Annotated in this window: 18 protein-coding genes; 5 read left to right on the forward strand and 13 right to left on the reverse strand. The window is 27.4% G+C overall.

The window, feature by feature from the left end; all coding sequences use genetic code 11:
• Positions 1-23 precede the first annotated feature (23 nt).
• The 3 genes from J3E06_RS06010 (at position 24) to cbiB (ending at position 2,140) form a co-directional block, all read left to right on the forward strand.
• Positions 24-416 (forward strand): CBS domain-containing protein, encoded by a 393-nt coding sequence (locus tag J3E06_RS06010; protein ID WP_013179720.1) that lies wholly within the window; start codon positions 24-26, stop codon positions 414-416.
• A 135-nt stretch (positions 417-551) separates the two neighbouring features.
• Positions 552-1,031, forward strand: coding sequence for a YqaA family protein (locus J3E06_RS06015; protein ID WP_013179721.1), 480 nt, complete (start codon positions 552-554; stop codon positions 1,029-1,031).
• Positions 1,032-1,207: 176 nt separating this feature from the next.
• Entirely contained in the window at positions 1,208-2,140 is a 933-nt protein-coding gene (cbiB, locus tag J3E06_RS06020; protein ID WP_013179722.1) for an adenosylcobinamide-phosphate synthase CbiB, read from the forward strand.
• 94 nt (positions 2,141-2,234) lie between these two features.
• Here cbiB and J3E06_RS06025 read toward each other — a convergent pair whose 3' ends face one another.
• Both J3E06_RS06025 and rbr read right to left on the reverse strand, forming a co-directional pair.
• Positions 2,235-2,603 (reverse strand): DUF1894 domain-containing protein, encoded by a 369-nt coding sequence (locus J3E06_RS06025; protein ID WP_013179723.1) that lies wholly within the window; start codon positions 2,601-2,603, stop codon positions 2,235-2,237.
• A 249-nt stretch (positions 2,604-2,852) separates the two neighbouring features.
• Positions 2,853-3,431, reverse strand: a complete 579-nt coding sequence (gene rbr / locus J3E06_RS06030; RefSeq protein ID WP_013179724.1) for a rubrerythrin — start codon at positions 3,429-3,431, stop codon at positions 2,853-2,855.
• Positions 3,432-3,698: 267 nt separating this feature from the next.
• On the opposite strand from rbr, the gene J3E06_RS06035 reads away from it, so the two are divergent.
• A complete protein-coding gene (locus tag J3E06_RS06035) occupies positions 3,699-5,924 on the forward strand; it encodes a hypothetical protein (RefSeq protein WP_013179725.1) in 2,226 nt (741 codons plus the stop codon).
• Between the two features lie 349 nt (positions 5,925-6,273).
• On the opposite strand, the gene J3E06_RS06040 is transcribed toward J3E06_RS06035, so the two are convergent.
• The 10 genes from J3E06_RS06040 to J3E06_RS06085 form a co-directional block, all read right to left on the reverse strand.
• Complete coding sequence (locus J3E06_RS06040) at positions 6,274-7,851, reverse strand: COG1361 S-layer family protein (protein WP_013179726.1); 1,578 nt, start codon at positions 7,849-7,851, stop codon at positions 6,274-6,276.
• A 99-nt stretch (positions 7,852-7,950) separates the two neighbouring features.
• Entirely contained in the window at positions 7,951-9,105 is a 1,155-nt protein-coding gene (locus J3E06_RS06045; protein ID WP_013179727.1) for an efflux RND transporter permease subunit, read from the reverse strand.
• 394 nt (positions 9,106-9,499) lie between these two features.
• Positions 9,500-10,120 (reverse strand): TetR/AcrR family transcriptional regulator, encoded by a 621-nt coding sequence (locus J3E06_RS06050; RefSeq protein ID WP_013179728.1) that lies wholly within the window; start codon positions 10,118-10,120, stop codon positions 9,500-9,502.
• 236 nt (positions 10,121-10,356) lie between these two features.
• Positions 10,357-11,442, reverse strand: a complete 1,086-nt coding sequence (locus tag J3E06_RS06055; protein WP_013179729.1) for a sodium:calcium antiporter — start codon at positions 11,440-11,442, stop codon at positions 10,357-10,359.
• A 300-nt stretch (positions 11,443-11,742) separates the two neighbouring features.
• A complete protein-coding gene (locus J3E06_RS06060; protein WP_013179730.1) occupies positions 11,743-12,141 on the reverse strand; it encodes a translation initiation factor IF-5A in 399 nt (132 codons plus the stop codon).
• Between the two features lie 566 nt (positions 12,142-12,707).
• Positions 12,708-13,217, reverse strand: a complete 510-nt coding sequence (locus J3E06_RS06065) for a hypothetical protein (RefSeq protein ID WP_013179731.1) — start codon at positions 13,215-13,217, stop codon at positions 12,708-12,710.
• Between the two features lie 692 nt (positions 13,218-13,909).
• Positions 13,910-14,755, reverse strand: coding sequence for a CBS domain-containing protein (locus J3E06_RS06070; RefSeq protein WP_013179733.1), 846 nt, complete (start codon positions 14,753-14,755; stop codon positions 13,910-13,912).
• Between the two features lie 155 nt (positions 14,756-14,910).
• On the reverse strand, positions 14,911-15,567 hold the full coding sequence (locus J3E06_RS06075) for a CBS domain-containing protein (protein WP_013179734.1): 657 nt from the start codon (positions 15,565-15,567) through the stop codon (positions 14,911-14,913).
• A 411-nt stretch (positions 15,568-15,978) separates the two neighbouring features.
• Positions 15,979-16,647 (reverse strand): TrmB family transcriptional regulator, encoded by a 669-nt coding sequence (locus J3E06_RS06080; RefSeq protein ID WP_013179735.1) that lies wholly within the window; start codon positions 16,645-16,647, stop codon positions 15,979-15,981.
• Between the two features lie 534 nt (positions 16,648-17,181).
• Complete coding sequence (locus J3E06_RS06085) at positions 17,182-17,742, reverse strand: KH domain-containing protein (protein WP_013179736.1); 561 nt, start codon at positions 17,740-17,742, stop codon at positions 17,182-17,184.
• A gap of 256 nt (positions 17,743-17,998) precedes the next feature.
• On the opposite strand from J3E06_RS06085, the gene J3E06_RS06090 reads away from it, so the two are divergent.
• Positions 17,999-18,640, forward strand: coding sequence for a CatB-related O-acetyltransferase (locus J3E06_RS06090; protein ID WP_418904718.1), 642 nt, complete (start codon positions 17,999-18,001; stop codon positions 18,638-18,640).
• A gap of 56 nt (positions 18,641-18,696) precedes the next feature.
• On the opposite strand, the gene J3E06_RS06095 is transcribed toward J3E06_RS06090, so the two are convergent.
• Complete coding sequence (locus tag J3E06_RS06095; RefSeq protein WP_013179738.1) at positions 18,697-19,254, reverse strand: cupin domain-containing protein; 558 nt, start codon at positions 19,252-19,254, stop codon at positions 18,697-18,699.
• Positions 19,255-19,373 lie beyond the last annotated feature (119 nt).

The following is a 19,373-nucleotide window of genomic DNA, read 5'->3' on the forward strand; positions in this document are numbered from 1 at the left end:
TTAAGAACTAATGTGGTGTAAAAATGAAGGTTAACGAAGTAATGAACCCCGAAATATACAAAGTAAGTCCGGAAGAAAGTCTATATAGTGCATTCAAGAAATTACACGAAAAAGGCGTTAGAAGAGTTTTTATCGAAGAAGACACTAAAATCGTAGGTGTAGTCAGCTATAGGGATTTAGTAAACGTTTTTGTAAATAAAGGTATCTTTGAGTTATTTGACACAAAAATAAAAGACTTTGCAATAAAGGATATCTTAAAAATAAACAAAAATGAGAGTGTAGCACACGCAGCTCAAATTATGTTGCACGCAGATATTACCGGTTTATTGGTAATTGACGAATATGAAAACCCAGTGGGCGTAGTTTCTCAAACTGATGTATTAAGAGTATTAGTCAGAGAATTTGAGCAAAAATAACCTAATAATTTACATATAAATATTATAAAGTTTATTATCTTTTTTAAACCCGGGGGCTAACATTTAATAAAATTTACGCAAAAATTTAAAAATTTAAAAATAATATAATACTATTAAAATTATGGAAGTGCAAATATGTTTGAATCTCTTGCAGAAATTGCAGAGCAGATGGTTTTAGATTATGGGTATATGGGCTTATTTTTAATTTCTTTTACTGAATCGTTTATTCAACCCATAATACCAGACATTTTTTTGGCAAGTAATACCATTTTTGGTTTAAACTTAACGATTAGTGTTTTAGTGGCAATAACGGGCTCAGTATTGGGTGGCTATGTGGGCTATATGTTGGGTGAAAAATTAGGCGAAGATGCCTTTTTAAAACTTTTTGGTGAAAAAAATTACAAGAGAGGAGAAGCATTATTTAAAAAATATGGTGTTTGGGGGGTTGTAATCGCAGGATTTACCCCAGTCCCGTATAAAGTAGTCGCTTGGTTGGCAGGTATATTCGAAATGCCAATTAAACCTTTCTTAATAGCCACTTTTGTGGGTAAATTACCAAGATATATTATAGTAGCTTATTTTGGTATGGAATTTGGAAAAATATTCGGATTATAAAAAGAATAATAAAATAAAAAGAATAATAAAATAAAAAGAATAATAAAATAAAAAGAATAATAAAATAAAAAGAATAATAAAATAAAAAGAATAATAAAATAAAAAGAATAATAAAATAAAAATAATAAAAGAATAAACTAATAATAAAGAGTAATAACTTAATAATAGATGATAATATGATTAACCCGTTCGTTTTATTAGTGGCAGACTTACTTGACCGTACTTTTGGGGAATTGCCAGAAAATATGCACCCTGTTGTTATGATTGGAAATATCATATATAAAATTCAGAAAATAATCCCCTCTTCCAATTCTAAAAATCCAAAAATGGATTTAATAAAAGGAATAATATTAAATTTATCTGTAATTTTTATATTGTTGATTATTGTTTCAATTGTTGATTATTTATTAAACTTTTTGCCAAGTTTTTTAAAATTAGTGGGTCAATCCATAGTTATTTCAACAGTAATCGGTCATAAGTCTTTAATTGAGTTTTCAAAATCCCCTCTTGAATATTTAAAAAACAATGACTTTGAAAATGCGAGAAAGTCCGTACAACATATTGTAAGCAGAAAAACAGCTGAATTAGATGAAAGTCATATTATATCTGCAGGAATTGAAAGTGCTTCCGAAAATATCACGGATAGTATAATAGCGCCCTTATTTTACACCATATTTTTTGGAATATATGGGGCTGTAATATACAGGGCGATAAATACAATGGATGCGATGTTGGGCTATAAAAATGAAAAATACAATTATTATGGTAGATTTTCCGCATATTTAGATGATATTGCTAATTTTATACCTTCAAGAATTGCAGGATTGATATTAGCAATTTCAGCACCATTTTATGGTGGTAGCATACTTAAAGGGTTAAAAGGATACTTTTATCAGGGAAATAAAACACCTTCGCCTAATTCTGGTTATACTATGGCAGTATTGGCAAATTCGTTAGATATGCAGTTGGAAAAAATAGGTTATTATAAACTTGGACAGGGCGAAATAACGTTAAAAAAAGGTTATCAATCTTTAAAAGCTATTGATTGCACGACTTTTGGATTTTTAATAATTTATGGGTTAATTTATGGTATTTTATTTATGAAGTAAATTATAATTTATAATTAAGTTATAAGTTATGACAAATAAAAATAATAAAAATAATAAAAATAATAAAAATAATAAAAATAATAAATTCATAAATTTACCAAAATTTTAATTTCGAAAGAATCCCCTTTTTTTCCGTTTCTTCTTTTATTTCTTTATTTTCTTTATTTTCTTTATTATCGCCAGTTTTTGAACGCATTTTTTTAGTACCTTCCATATATTCATCCATTGAAACTTTTAACACGTGCGTACCATAACAGGGTTTTGTGAATGGAAATAATACATTATCTTCATTAAAACCCATATATATTGGCGGAACGCCTATAATCATTATTCCATCTAATATTTCATCGCCCGGGCTTATTTCGACAATTGATTTACTGTTTTTTTGAATGTAATCATTGCATTCTTTAAATGAGCCTTTTAAAAGTATTTCGTATCTATATTGGTCAATACACGATGCCATATAATCCCCTAATTTTAGTTTATGGTTATTTTTATTATTTTGTTAATATATAAATTCTTTTAATTTTTGTAATTTAAAACTTAAAATTAAAACTAATAGTTCAATTATGTGTATAATTAAAATTAAAAAAAGTGGTAGTATATTAATAAGTGATAAATTAGTAATAAATTAGTAATAATTTAATAATAATTTAATAATAACGCAATAATCTATTTTATTTTTATTTTTATTTTTAATTTATTATTTAAATTAGAAGTCTTCACATAATTTTGAGAAGTATTCGTACGGGTGGTCGCAAGAAGGACATTCTTCCGGTGGCGTTAATCCTTCGTGCAAGTATCCGCATTTTTTACAAGCCCAAATAGTTTTTTCATCTCTTTTGAATACTTTTGCATTGTTTATAAGATTTAAAAGTTTTGTATACATTTCTTCGTGATGTTTTTCAGCAATTATGATTGCTCTCATTCTGTCTGCAATTTCTGGATAACCTTCTTCGTCCGCAATCTTGGCAATTTTTGGATATAATTCGCTGTTTTCAAAGTGTTCGCCGTGTATTGATGCAGTCAGGTTTTCAACTGTAGTCCCAAAAGTAGTAGGTATTCCAACTTCTTCAGAGAGTTCCAAATAGGTTTCATCAGGTTTTTTCAACCCATTAATCATTTTATACATCCATTTAGCATGTTGTAATTCTTGTTCGGCAGTTTTTAAAAATAAATCTCCTATCTGTTGATAGCCTTCTTTAACGGCAATTTTGGCATAAAACGTATATCTATTTCTTGCTTGGCATTCGCCTGCATAAGCCATCGCCAAATACTTTATAATTTCCATAATTCACCCCTTGTATTAGATTATGTATTTTTAAAGTAATTTAGGTTATTTAATATTCATATATAATTTTGTAATTTTTAATACATATATCTTTTCAAATAATTCAAAACTTAAAACATATATTACCTATTAATTTAATAATTATATAGGGGCAAATATTAATTTTATCGTATTTATGACATTATTATGTATAAATTAATTTTAATTTATCATTAATTTATTATTGGGGGTTAAATTATTATTTTTTAGTATTTTGGGGGTATATCTATGAATTTAAAATTTTTAACTTCATCACTCATCGGGGTATTCTTAATATTTTTGACAATAAATTTTTTAGCGGCTGAACCAAATCAACCAAATCAACCAATATCTGGTTTTGAATCCAAAGCTTCGGAAAACAGCAATTTATCAAATATATCGAATATATCGAATATATCAAATATATCTACTTTAAACAGTTCATACAGTTCTTATTACTTATATAATTCGGATAATTCTCGTAATTACTATAATTACTATAATTACTATAATTCATCTAATTTAACGGATTTAGTTGCACATCAGATAACTAAATCAGAATATCTAAATGCTACAGTTTTTGACCCAAATATGCAAATTTTGGAAGATGCAAATTTTGAAGGGTTGTATAACTTTACATCAATACGTGGTTATTTATCTCAAAAGCCATATTATGAGTCGAATTACACTTTTAATTATTATATCACTGGGTTTTATAATTTAAATGGATATGGTGAATCATCTTTTAAAGAAAAATTGCTTGATTTTTCAATAATATCATATATGTTTAATACAAATTATGATTCAGAAAGTTTTATAAAAGGTTTAAGGTTCCAGTACGATTTAAGACCCAATAAACCTATAGATTATATTAAAGTCGATGAAAATCAATCTAATCTATCTAATGAGTTAAATGAATCTAATGGGCCAAACTTGTATATTTTTAGTATTAATTATAATAATGCTACTAATAAAACTAATAACATTAATGTTAATAATCTCAATTCTAATGCCAATATCACTAAAACATCTAAAAATTTAGGGGTTGTAGCTTCCACAGATACTAATAATTTAACGTTATTTAAGAGTGGAGAATACTCTATAATAAATGTATCGGGTTATTGTGGCAAATTAAATGAGTCAAGAATCCCAGAATCGCTAACTTTGAACTTAAAATCAAATATATTAACAAATGATGATAATTTATCAATATATGGCAAAACTACAGGAAATCCAGAAAGTTTATATGTAAATATTTCAAATCAACACGTATTACGGGAAGTTTACTATAAAATACCAGTTTTGAATAACAATTACGATGTAGATTTAGCAATTAATACGTTGCCTTTGGGGGACTATATTTTAACTGCGAGATTACCGCTTGGAATTTATAAACTCTCAAAGTTTAAAATAGTTGATAAATTTAATTATTATAGTTATGGAAATAATATTAATAATGATTTATATTCAAATTCTAAAAACACAAATAGCGAATCAGAAATATATAATAGTTCATTAGGCGAATATTACGAGCCAGATTATGAAAATTTAGTGTATAACCCATCAATACATTATTTAAAGAATTATACGTGGGAATATAATTCAAAAACACATACTATCGAGATAATAATTCCAAAATTAATGTATGAATATTATAAAAATAAACCTCACGATAAAGAATATAATTATGCACAATATGCTCTATCCGATAACGATAGAGAATTTGTAAAATATCTATCAAATAAATTTAATGATATAATCGTTAAAAACAATTATTCTGAATATGATTCCGTGCTTTTAGTGAGCACATTTGTTCAATCTTTAGAGTATACCTCTGATAACATTACAACAGGCTACGATGAATACCCAAGATATCCTGTAGAAACGTTAATCGATGAAGGGGGTGATTGTGAAGATACTTCAATAATTATATCTGCCATATTAAACGAGCTGGGCTATGATGTAATGGTAATAGAATTTAGCGATCATATGGGTGTGGCGATAAAATGCAATGGTATGTACACAGGTAGTTACTACAATTATAAGAATACTCGATATTATTACGTAGAAACTACCGGCGAAGATTGGAATATAGGAGACTTACCGAGTAAATATATGTATGAAGAGGCCCAAGTAATTCCATTGGTGCAAATTCCACGTATGGATTTTGATTTCTATGCAAACCTTACAAAAACGGATAATTTATACGTTTACTACAATTTGGTATGCGACGTTGAGAATGTAGGTTCTGGTACTGCAAAATATCCTGAAATGTATATTATGATATTCGATAAAAATAATAACCTTTTAGAGGATTACCATTTGCTTTTAAATGAGGAATACCCTGAAGGTAGCAAAGGTTATGCCGTATTGAATATAAGAGTTCCAAAATATAATTACGCATATTTAAAGTGCATTTTATACGGTGATAATTTTGAACCTGTAATATTATATTCGAATGAATTTAAAACTTAAAATAAAATAATAAAATAATAAAATAACTATTTTTAAACTATTTTTTAATTTTTAAACGATATGTTGTAAAATAATAAATATTGTATATGATATACTCGTTTAAACATTATAAATTTGATTTTGATTTAAAATAAAAAAAATAAAAAAAAGTTGTTGTTGTTGTTTGACAAGTAGTATTAAATTAAAAAAATTTAATACAATTTATTACTTTGTCATATATTGTTTATATATTTTATTATTGGGCATATTTATAGGCAATTTATAGTTAATTTATAAATAATATATGATGATTTGACACCATTATTATTCATTATTTAGTATTATTATTATTGTCATATTTAGTTATTTATTAATTATTTTCTACTTTGGATTTCTTTTTTGGCCTGTATACTTTTAAATAGTACACACCACCTGCCAGAACTATTATAACACCTAAAATTGGTAGCAAATAAGAACCGGCAGGCCTTTCAACGTGTACTTTAAGCGTTTTTTGACTTACGTATACATCTTCATCTCCTTTTTCGTGGTCTCCCACGGAACGAATTTCTAAGTTGATTAAATAATCTTTAACAGCTGCGTCAGCTTCTGTTTCAATTACTAATCTACCTGTACCGTTTTCGAAGATTTCTAATGTACCAATGTCATCAGTTTTTTCAGTGTAATCGAAAGGTTGAGCTGAATTCTTTATGGCAGTTATTTTAACTTTTTCAGCTTTTTCAGTACCTACGTTTTCCACTGTAACCATAATTTCAGTTTGTCTACCTGCGTAAAGCGTGTAGTCGTTATTTACAAGTTCAATTTCTGGTTTTGTTTTTACAAGTACGCTAATGTTCTCATTTTCAGTATGTTCTTTATTGTATGCGTCTAAATACGTAATTTCAAGAGGTATATCGTATTTTTGAGCACTTGCGTATTTGTCTAAATCAACGTAGAATATTGCGGTTTTTGTGTCTCCGCTGATTAATGTACCGATATTTTTAAAGTTTACATTACTACCACTGTCGCTAAATGGTTCTGAAGTTTTTAAGTTCAAATCAATGTTTTTAGCTTCACCGTGGCCGTTGTTTGTAATATCTACACTTATTTTAATGTAGTTTGTTCCTGGTTTTATTTCAGCTGGTTCTGTAATTACATTAGAGATACCTAAATTAACATCTCCTTCTACAATTACTCCAAATTCAATAGTTTCGTTTTGTACTGTACCGTCTTCATCAGTCCATTTTAAAAGCACTGGTACAATATAAGAGCCTTCTGTAGTTTCTGAGTCAGCGTGTAAATTTAAAACTACTTCTTCGCTACTTAAAGGGTTTAATTCCTTAATGGTATATTTTACTCCACCCACGGGGTTTATGTATGTTGAACTACCTACTATAACGTTAATATCTTTTGCAATCCCTGTACCAACGTTTTTAATAATAATTGGGTAATCCATATTTGAAGCAGGGATTAGTTGAACGTCCTCGGAGGTTAATTCGAAGTCTGCTTCTCCTTTTACAGGTAAATAGTATGTTTTATCCCTTGTTTCATGTCTTGGAGATTTGTCATTATTGTCTTCATAAACGTCGTATGTGATTTTTACGTAAATTTTAAAGTCATTAGTTTCGGCGTTTTTGTCAATATTTACCTTAAAGTGGGCTAAATCTGACTCTCCTTTATTTAAATTAGATATTGTGTAAATTCCCTTTGCAGGGTTAGTTTGTTTTATCTCTATTGGGTATCCGTCTTCCAACTCTACGACTAAATTTTTAATTATTCTGTCGTTTCCTTCGTCGTTTGTAACCTTAATCCAAATATCCACATCATCCCCTGGTTTTATTACAGAGGGACTGTATTGTGGGTCATCTATTTGGATTGCATTTACTCCCGAAATAGCAGTTAATGTAAGTATTAATCCCAAAAGTGATAATTTAAGAATTTTAGCATTCATAAATTCACCTATTTTAGAGTAATTATATACATTTTTGGTATTATTTTTTAATTATTTTTAATTATTTTTAATTTTTATGTAATATTCTTATTTTACGTATTATAATTTATTTTTCAAAAATTTAAATCCATTTATTATTTTTGGTGTATGTTTCTCATCTATCACAATCAACGCTGGCAATAATATGATTACTGCAACCATGCTGAATGCAATACCTAACGCACAAGTAGTTCCCATGTTAGCCATCATTGGTAATGGGGCGATTGTAAGAGCTCCAAAACCTGCAACAGTTGTAGCTGTAGTTACCATCACTGCGCTACCTGTCGAAACAACTGCTGTTTCAATAGCTTTATCAAGTGAATGACCAAGTTTTCTTTCTTCTTTATATCTGTGGTAAAGGTGTATACCGTAGTCAATACCCAAACCAAGCAATAAGGATGAAACCAATGAACTCGCAGTATCTCTTGGTATGTCTAAAATACCCATTGAACCTTGTGACCATATCACCGCTACAACAACCGGTATAAGTGGCAACACAGATTTTATCGGGCTTTTGAAGTATAGCAATAAGATAAGGAAGATTACAACCATTGCGAATATTGTTGTAGTAACCATTCCCTCATTCATTAAATCAGTCATAGTTTGGCTGATTGCCGGAGAACCTGTAACAACTGCCGTAGTTCCTGCAGGTAATGGGGCTTCCTTAACCCTATCCATCAAGTCTTTTGCAAGTTCTTTCTGTCTTGTTGAATCTGCATTTGTATTTGCAGAAATTAATATCATAGTGTAGTCATTACCAAATATTTTTGATTTACTATCTTCAGGCAATCCTGAAAATATAGTTTTAACCGTTTGAATATCATTCGGTACTATCCCACCATTTTGCTCAACAATTACATCAGAAGTTGCAGAAACTCTTGTAATGGAATCCATCGTTTCTATGTCTTGTTTTATATAATCGACAGCCTTTAAAACTTCGGGGTCTCTAATATCATTTACCCGATTTGAGTTATCCGATGGCGTTAACTTAATTGCAACGTTTATGACGCTGCTACCGCCGAATTTATCCCTTACGTCATCTAATGCTTGTATAACGGGGTTATCATCAGGTAACATCGATTCATAGCCTGTTTCAGTTTTTACAGTGCCCGCCATAACGGCCATAAAAACTGTAATAAGCATCACAATAGCAACAACCAAGAACGGCCTTCTCTCAGAAATATGAGCTATCTTGCTAAGTGCTTTTTCTATCATTTAATCACCAATATCAACTTTGATATTGTAATACCTACCAGTAGGTATGTGTATAATCTACTATATAAACCTACCTACCTACCTTCCGGTATGTAGCATAAGTTGAATTATTTCAGTATGTTTTAAATTTATTTTATTTATCTTTATCCATTATTGTAATTTAATAATGGATAACTTGAATTAATTAAATTCTATAAAAATAGTATTTTATTTTTAATATACTTCTCTTAATATAATAATATAATATAATATAATATAATATAATATAATAATATAAAATAATAATAATAATAATAATAAACGAATAATGATAAAAAATAACAATAAGAATAATTAATAAAGTTGTGGGAATTTAATAACTTTATAAATTTATAAGTCATCTAACTATTATATATTATTCATTTTTTATGGAATCCCAAAGTTCTTGAGATAATTCCTTTTTTAATTCTGATTTATATTTTTCAAAATGTAATTGACCAAAACAATGTTTAACGCCTATAGAAAAAGCAAATAGTTTAGCAGTTATTTTGTACGGGTTTAAATCTGGTTTAAGTTCCCCTATTTTCTGACATTCTAAAAATTTCGATACAATAATTTTTGCAAATTCTTCATTTTTTTGTTTAATTATATCTATGGATTCGGGAGTTTTTTCTAAATAATCTACAAAAAGCTTTAAATATTTATATTTCTCCCTAAATGTTTGCGGTTCTTCGTAATATCCTTCATCCATATTTAAAACTAAATCAATAACTTTTTTAAAGGACGCTTCATTTTTAATATCTTCAATCAAAGGGTCAAATAACCTTGAAAAAATATAATCTATAACTGCGTCGTGTAGTTTTTCTTTACTACTGTAATAATGATAGATTCCTCCCTTTGTAATTCCCGATGATTTGGCAATTTCGTTTAATGAAGTTCTATCATATCCTTTATTTAAAAATAATTCTGTAGCGTTTCTTAATATAGTTTCCTTTGTATCCATACTGGGTTCTTTTTCCAATGTAATATTATTCATAAATATCTACCTACCGTCCGGTATGTATCTATATGTGATTACTATTATATAATAGTTTCATATATGCACTCGGTAATTTTATTTTTATTTTTATTTTTATTTTTCAAAAAGTTAAATAATAAAAGAATAACGTTTAATTTTTTATATTACTTTTTTACATTATTATCTTTCAATTAAATTTTTTTCGTTTTTCATTTTAATTTTCATTTTAAATATACAATACCCTTATAAATTTATTAAAATTGAATAATGCCAAAAGTTTTTGCAACAATGTATACAATGAATAATATATAAACGAAAAACATTAGATAAGCGTCTTTTTTCGATACATTATTTTTTAACAATAAACTCGATGTGGTAATCATTGACAATACGACGAAAGCTAAAACACCTAAGCTTTCAGATGGGTCAACTGGCAATACTACGCCTGCAATTATCATGGGTACGCCCAAGCAAATGCAGATATCAAATATATTAGAACCTATCGCATTAGCAATTGCACCGTCGGCATCTCCACGTTTCGCAGAGTTAACTGATAATATGGTATCAGGTATTGATGTACAGGCAGCTACTATGATTACTGACGTAATAAATACCGGAATATTCAATATATTTGATAATGTAATCGCAGCTTGCACTAATCCGTCAATTGAGAACCAAATTATAAATATTCCTGCAGTTATCCAGAACATAATTTCGGAATAAGTCATATCTTCTTCGAATTCACATTCTTCATCGCAGTATCCAACAGTTTCTTTTAACGATTTTATATTCTTTTTATGGGATTTATATTGTGAGTATAGTATGCATACATATGCAAAATAGATTGCAAGCAATACGTATCCTGAAAATTGGGTATATTGTCCTTGTAATGTGAAGTATATTAAAGCTCCGATAGAGAGGATATAAAATAAGGTATCCCGTATTATGGTTTTTTTATCAACACTAATTGTATTATTTTCACTATTTTCACTATTTTCACTATTTTTATTGTTTTTGCTGGTTTTAACAGCTTTATAGAAAAATATTGAAAACATCGGGATGATTAAAATGTTAAAAATGGCAGAACCTGACACTGTTGACAAACCAACATCTGAAAATTGGTTGTATACTAAAACAGCTACTAAAGCAGTTACTAATTCGGGAAATGACGAGCTTACGGCATCGAAAGTTGCACCTCTAACAGAATCGGGGATATGTAGTTTAACACCGAGTGTATGCAAACTGTCGCCGAGTTTTGAGGAACCCCAGTTTATTACAAGGGTTAAAACAACTAATGCCATAAAAGAAGATGGTAAATCGGTAATTATATTTTCAAACATTTAATCCTCTCGCATAATTATATGATTAATATGATTATTTTGTTATAAATTTTAAATTATTCTATATTTTAAATTATTCTATGCTGTTATATACTATTTTGAATTAGTAAATTATATACTAAAAATTATAGTATTAAAACATTATTCCTATTAATATATTTATCAATAAAATTAAATATATATTGTTTTTATTATATGCGAATATCAATTAAATTTGATTAAATTTGCCATTAAAAAATTAAAAAAAGTAATTTATGAACTATATTTAATTTAATTTATTGTTTTATTCAAGTTATCTACTTATTTGCTGATAACTCTTGTAATTTTGTATCTACCCATAGCTTCGAAGTATTCTACTTCCACACCGCTTTCAATACCTGGAACATCTGAAGGCATATCTAATTCTAATGTTTCGTATGTTTCTAAGTCCATTAATTGAACTTGGTCTTCTCCAACGATTGCTAAAATTTGTCCTTTTCTTTTGTCAATAAGTGGAACGTCGATTCTTGAGCTTGCAGGTCCAACGTGTTCTTTTTTAGTAGCTTCAAAGATGCCCATAGCAGTTAATCTTACTTTTGCACCACCGTGTTTACCAGGTTTTGAGTGTGCAGTACCTACAACTCTACATGCAATACCGTCGATAACTACGTATTGTCCTTCTTTCAATGCTCCTAATTCGCTTGGTTTTGTTCCAGCCATATTTTCACCTTATAAGTGTATTGGTTGTTTAATTAGTTGTATTTATCTGTATTTATCTGTATTTATCTGTATTATATCTACTCTATTAGATTTTAGTCTATTAGATTTTATATTGAATTTATATTCTGTTATTTTTTGATAGATGTATCTATCAGTGTTTTCTTATTATCATAAAAGAGCCAACATATCTTAAAATCTTAATTTTAGATAAGATAGTTCAAGCTATTGAAATGTAAATCATTTCAAATAATGAGTACAACGAATTGTATGCATAAAGTTCGTTGAATTTTTAAAAGCAAATATTATTAAAAGACTCTTATTTGATTAATTTTTTAACTTTTTTACTATATAATATTTTATAATATTTATACATAACTATCTTGATTTAATTTTTATATTTAATTTTCCTTAAGGTCGTAAAATAAGTATTAACAATATAATATCAAAAATATGTTTAAATTGTACGGGTACGCAATAGTGAAGTAATTAAAATAGTTAATAAATAGTTATAAGCTGTTATTAGTATCTATAAGTAGCTATATGTTTTTAAGGTATTTAGAAATAAGTTAAAGATAGCTTACGGAAATAGTACATTTTCCACTTTCACATAATTCTTTGAAATTTTCAAAGTTATCGTTTGTGAATTCTTTTATTTTGTTGATTTTACATACAATTTTTATTAAGAAATTGCTTATGTACTCATATATTGGAAATTTGTGATTTTGAGGAGTATTATCAACAAAATTTCCAGATATTCTATAATAGTTATTTTCTTCAGTTCTTACATATGTTAAAATTTTAGATGTATAACTATTACATTCCATTATATTTTCAAAAGTTTCTAAACAATAAATTACATAAGGGTTATTTTTTGAAACTTTAATTTCTGAAATATGTCCTTTATATAACAATGATAAGTCTTCATATAACCTCATACATTTTGCAATATTGCTCATTAATTCGGGGAAATATTCCTTAATTTCGGGATTTCTTATTAAGCATTCTACAAACGTATCGTATCTATCTATTAAACCCAAGTAATAGTCTGTTTCTACAATATCTAATTTGTGTTGCATCCTATCCTCCTAATTATCTCTTTCGCTTCTATCGTTGTGATTAGATTCGGACACAATTATAGTCATATTTATGCCATATGCTATGTTAGGGGTGTCGGAGTAATGTTTACAAATAGTTGTATTTATATGTGGAAATCTATAATTTTCCATAAAATTTATTTTAATTTATTTTAGTTTATTTTAATTTTTTAATATTAATTAACCATTTATTTAGTTAAAATCAATTGTTGACTGTATTACTAACTAATGGATATACAAATAGTTGTATGTGCAACTATCCATATTACAAGATATCTAACTACTAATTAAATAACTTCAATTCATATATCATATTTTATAGTAAGACTGATACTACCCTGGGGGATATTCACTTAAGGGTATTTTCATATTTATATAAATATGTTGAATTGAAAGTGTAGTTATCTATCAACGTTTTTCTATATATAATTTATTGATTTGACGGATTATACCCTATCGTTTTGGTAATAACTATAATATTATCTATGTTTTTAACTATAATTGTCGATATGACGAGAATATATAATATAAATGTATATTAAACATTATTACTATATTTTATCAACAAATAAACAAAATTATAAAAATAAATAAAAAAACGAAATAAAATAAAAAGATAAATAAAATAAAAAGATAAAAAATAGTTTAAAAATATAATGTATTTAATTTGTTAATTATTTGCAAAAGCAGGATAATATGTCTTTTTCAGTAATTATTCCCACTATTTTGGTAGAATTTTCAGAATCTACAATCGGAATTGCCCCAAAATTATTATTTAATATTAAATTGACTGCATCTAAAATACTGTTTTCAGGCGTTAATGTTTTTACATTTTCATTCATAAGTTCGCTGATTCTTGTATCGGTTATTTCGTCAATATTTCCAGTTTTAAGTTTTTCAAACGCCCATTCGCTACCAATTAGTTTTATAAAATCCGTAGATGTGATTATTCCTTTTAAATTACCTTCTGAAGCTACAGGAAGTCTTCTAAATCCATTCCTTAGCATTACTTTTGCAACATCACCCAAAGTTTGACCCATAGATGCCAAAACTGGATTTTTAGTCATATAATCATTAATTTTTAAATTAACATCTAATTTATCCGCCAATTTGTCCAATAAATCCCTTTCTGTGATTACTGTTATCAATATGTCATCTTTTGAGGTGATTGGTAAACCACCATATCTTTCAACGAATAAAGAAACCAATTCTTTTGTTAAAGCTGTTTCTTTAACACATATTGGGTCTTCCGTCATTATTTCTTTGATTGGTTCATTTATCATCGCATAAAAGTTCCCATTATGCTTAGATTTGACCAAATTATATTTTGAACCGCCACCAAATAGATTAACTATATCCGTATTTGTTAATACACCTACTACCCTGTTAGTCCCTGCATCAACAATAATAGCTCTTCTCATATTCTTGTTATAAAGCATTGTTAATGCATCTATTATGGATGTTGTAGGGAATAATTTAATTATTTGTTTTTCAGGATTAATTATGGAAGTTATTTTCAAAATATCCCTCTAATCTCAATTGGTTATGCGTTAAATTATTTATTATTTATAATTATTAGTTATTATTATTATTATTATTTATCATTATTATTTATCATTTCCTTTATTTTATCGGCGTAGATTTTTTAGATTACTTTATCTGACCTATTTTAAAGTTATTCTTTCATATCTTCATTTTGATATTCTTCGTAATCTTCATAATCTTCATAATTTTCAGCGTATTTATCATATTCATTCATATCTTCTTCTTTAGACGAATATCCGCTATCCATACAGTGCCTACATATATATTTACCATTTATACAGTTTACACTATCTTGAGCACCACATATTTCACAAATTCCGTTTATTTCATCTTTTTTTACGAAATCATATTCATTTTCGTTTTCATGAATTATTGAAGCTTCTAATAGTAAATTAAATAATTCTGGTGAAACTTTTGTAATATCACTTACTGTAATAATACCAAATAATTTATCACCATCGATTACAGGTAATCTTTTAACGGTTAATTCATCCATTTTTTTAGCTGCATCCATCACGGTGGACCTTGGTGAAATAGATATTAATTTTTTAGAGCTTATTATGTCTCTAACGGTAATTTCTTTCGATTTTAAGTTTCTTGCAACTACGTTTAAAACCAAATCTTTTTCCGTGATTATTCCCACTGGTTTTTCTAAGTCGTTGAGAGCAATTAAACAACCGATTCCGTGTTCTTTTAATGTGTTTGCCACTTCGTATAATGTAGTGTCCAGTTTTACGGTTTTTACGGGAGCACTCATTGCTTCCGTGACCGAAACTTCGAGATTCATAGTATCACCGATTGGTAATTATTTATTTCTTAGAATGATACTAAATTAATAAATTAAATTATTAATAAATATTAAAATACTAAATTAAAGCTATGAATTTTTGATATATACTGTCTATAAGTATCATTTAAAGAAATAATATTAATATTAATTTAATTAATTTATGACTTTATTGTTTTATATAATTTTTTATTTAATTTTAGATATTCACATAATTATTCCTTTTTTTTAGATTAAAAGGTATTAAATCACTATTTTAATATTTTAAAAAAAGATTATGCAATTTTAAAAAATTAAATTAAAAATTCTGTTATTTGATAAGTATGAGTTATTATAAATATATAATATATGAGACGTTTTAAAAAATAAATGATAATTGGAGTTTATAATTGTTATTATTGTTATTAATTGTTATTGTATATTTTTACTTGATTTACTACTGATTACATCTATTATTACAGTTTTTTCATCGTGTTGAGGATTGAAAAACATATCAATATTCGCTAATAAGGTTATTTTATCTTTTAAGCTTTTTGATACTTTTTTAGCCATTAAAGTAGGCTCTATTGCGCAATATACATACGGTTTTTTTCCAAATTTACTTTTTTTAATTTTTTTACGAATTACGTAGTCGTTTCGATACATTTCAACTATATAGTCTCGCACTGTAGACGAATAAATATTGGTACCTTCCGCTATTTCTTCAACAGTACTTTCGGGATACATTCTCAAAAATATGTATATTTTAGCCCTAACTTCACTTGAAAACAATGAAGATATTTTTTTTAATATGTTAGGGTCGAGGTCGTCTAAACTATATACTTTGTCTATACAATCTTTGTTTGTAGTTTCAAATCTCGAACTGTAAATCTCGTTAGATATGTTTGAAGTTTTTGTTTCGTTTATATTATGTATATTTCTAAGGTCATTTTTACCGTTATTATTAGTTTCCCCAATATTTTTATTCTTAATGTTTTCATTAGTTTCATTACATTCGTTATTTTCATTTTTATTGTCAAAATTACTAAGGGGGTCGGTGCTTTTATTAAGATTAATCTCTCTGAACTCCTCTTTTGTCATTATATTCACTCCAACTTAAATAATATTATACTTTCGGTTAATTACACCCAAATATTAAATTAATTTGATACACAACTTATTTTTGATACATATTTGATACATATTTGATACATAATTATTAGGTATTTTACTATTAGTTTATATCTAATGATATAATAAGTATTCTATCCACAATATATAAATATTATGAATAAGTACCGATATATCACGTACAACGTACTTTTTTATTAATATATCGTATATAATAATATTATTTACGTTATACTTATGAGTATATCCTTACGTTTTTAGAAGTTTAATATGTTAAAAATTCCGATATTTTATATTATCACTCGAGTAAACAATTATTTTTATAAATTGCTTATCGTTGTAATATCCATATAAAAAAATACGAGTTAATAAGTCCTTTATATTAAATTAATTTAAAAATAATAAATGAAAAAATAGCAAATAGGAATGTAATAAGAATAATAAAATAATATAAAATAAAAATAGTAAAACAAAATATGTTTATTTATTTATTTATTCATCCATTTATTTCCATAATTCTAATTCTCTTCTTTTTACGCTTTGTCTATGTCTTTCGAGGAATTTATACATTTTAGCGTGAGAAGTGCCTTTTAATATCATTTCGATAGCATCTTTTGATATTTGTACTTGCTCAAACTCGCCCAATATGGAGACAGTTTTTCCATAAACTGATATGTATGTACCAGTTAATTCTTCAACATATCGACGTGATTTTCCGCCACTACCTATTATCCTACCTTTTAATCTCAATAAAGCTTTTTCTGAGTTGGCATATTCTGAAATATCAATTATTTCACACATATACGAATCTGAAAGTAATTTTAAAGCTTTTTCTGGGCTAAAACCCCTGCCAATAGCTTTAACAATATCTCTCGCTTTCCATAGTGAAAGGGCGTCAACCTGTTTATCGGTTGAGTATATTGTGATTTCCCCTTCTTCATCGATTTCTATTTCAATACCAAGTGCTTCTTCTATTTTATTTTTGGTATCGCCACTTTTTCCAATAAGAACGCCAGTTCTGTCTTTTGGAATCTTTACAACTTCTACGTTTTCGTAATCTTGCATAGTTTCACCGTGTTTAGTCCCATATATGATTTTTGCTAAAATAATGTATTAATTAATTTTAAGTTTAACTTAATTTTAAGTTTAATTTTAAATAACAATATTTAATGATTTATTAGATTCGCATTTATAATATATAATATCATAGTATATGTAATTAAGTTATTAAATAATATGTACAAATTAAATATCTATAAATCAGAATATTGGTGATTTTATGGCTGAAAATTTTTTTAATTCTTATAGGGACATACAAATAATGAATGTAGGGGCGTTAGAAAATCATAACTTTGGAAAAAACGTTAATATAAAAAAAATCGATAACCCAAACGTAGAAATCGGGGAATATACCTATTATTCGGGCTATTATCACGGTCATTCGTTTAAAGATTGTATAATGTACCTTGATGAACAGGATAAGGATAAAATTGTCGATAAATTAATAATCGGGAAGTTTTGTAGTATTGCATCAGGTGTAAAATTTATGTTGGGCGGAAACCAAGGACATTGTTATAATCACATTTCTGTGTACCCTTTGTCCATTATTTCACATACGCCTACGGATTTAGATGTTGAAACCCCCAAAGAATTTGTAAAAAAGGGAGATACTATAATAGGGAATGATGTATGGATAGGTGCCGAATCTCTCATTATGCCAGGCGTAAAAATCGGAGACGGTGCTGTAATAGGTACAAGAAGTCTTATAACTAAAGATGTGCCCCCTTACACTATTGTAGGCGGTTGTCCCGCAAAAGTCATTAAAAAGAGATTTAGCGACGAAAAAATAGAAATTTTACAAAATATCAAATGGTGGAATTGGGATGTTGAAAAAATAAGGGAATGTACCCCTATTTTAATGAGTGAGAATTTTGAAGCATTGAAAAAATTAAAAGACTTATAAATACAATGTTATATTATTAAATTAGATAATTTATTTAGGCCATATAACCTATTTAATTATTCCACTTTAGAAATAAATTTTAAAATATTATTATTATTATTATTATCCTCATTCATTAAATTTAAATCAATTAAATCCTTTTTTAAATCTTCAAAACTTGCCATTTCAAAATCAACGTATTCAAAACCTGGTGAGACTGTACAACCAACTAATGAATAATCGCCCAACGGCTCGGCAGCAAACCACGTATTTTTTGGAACCGTAATCTGGAAACTCTCGCCATTTTCAAGATTATTGCCCAATAAATATGTTAAAAGTTCCCCATTTTGAATTGTGTAAATATTTAGCGGTTTTCCAGCATAAAAGTGCCAAGTTTCATCAGATTTTATTCTGTGAAATTTCGAAACTTGCCCCTTTTCCAATAAATAATAAATTGAAGTGCAAATATATCTATATTCTAAATTTTCACCATTAGTTTTATTTTTAAAGTAGTCTGGCAAATTGCTTAGGTGTATAGTTTCTTCGGATTGATATATCCTTTTAAAATACCCTCCTTCAATATGTGGCTCTAAATCTAATTTTTTTACCCAATATTTCGAATTAATATTTTTCATTTTTTCACGTTTTAAATTTAATAATTTAATTAAATATTCTAAAAAGTTTATATAATATTATACAATAGTAAAGACATTATAATATGACATCTTATTTATGATTATCAAATAAAAAATAT

This window comes from Methanococcus voltae, assembly GCF_024807655.1.
GTDB classification, from domain to species: domain Archaea; phylum AGJL01; class Methanococci; order Methanococcales; family Methanococcaceae; genus Methanococcus; species Methanococcus voltae_D.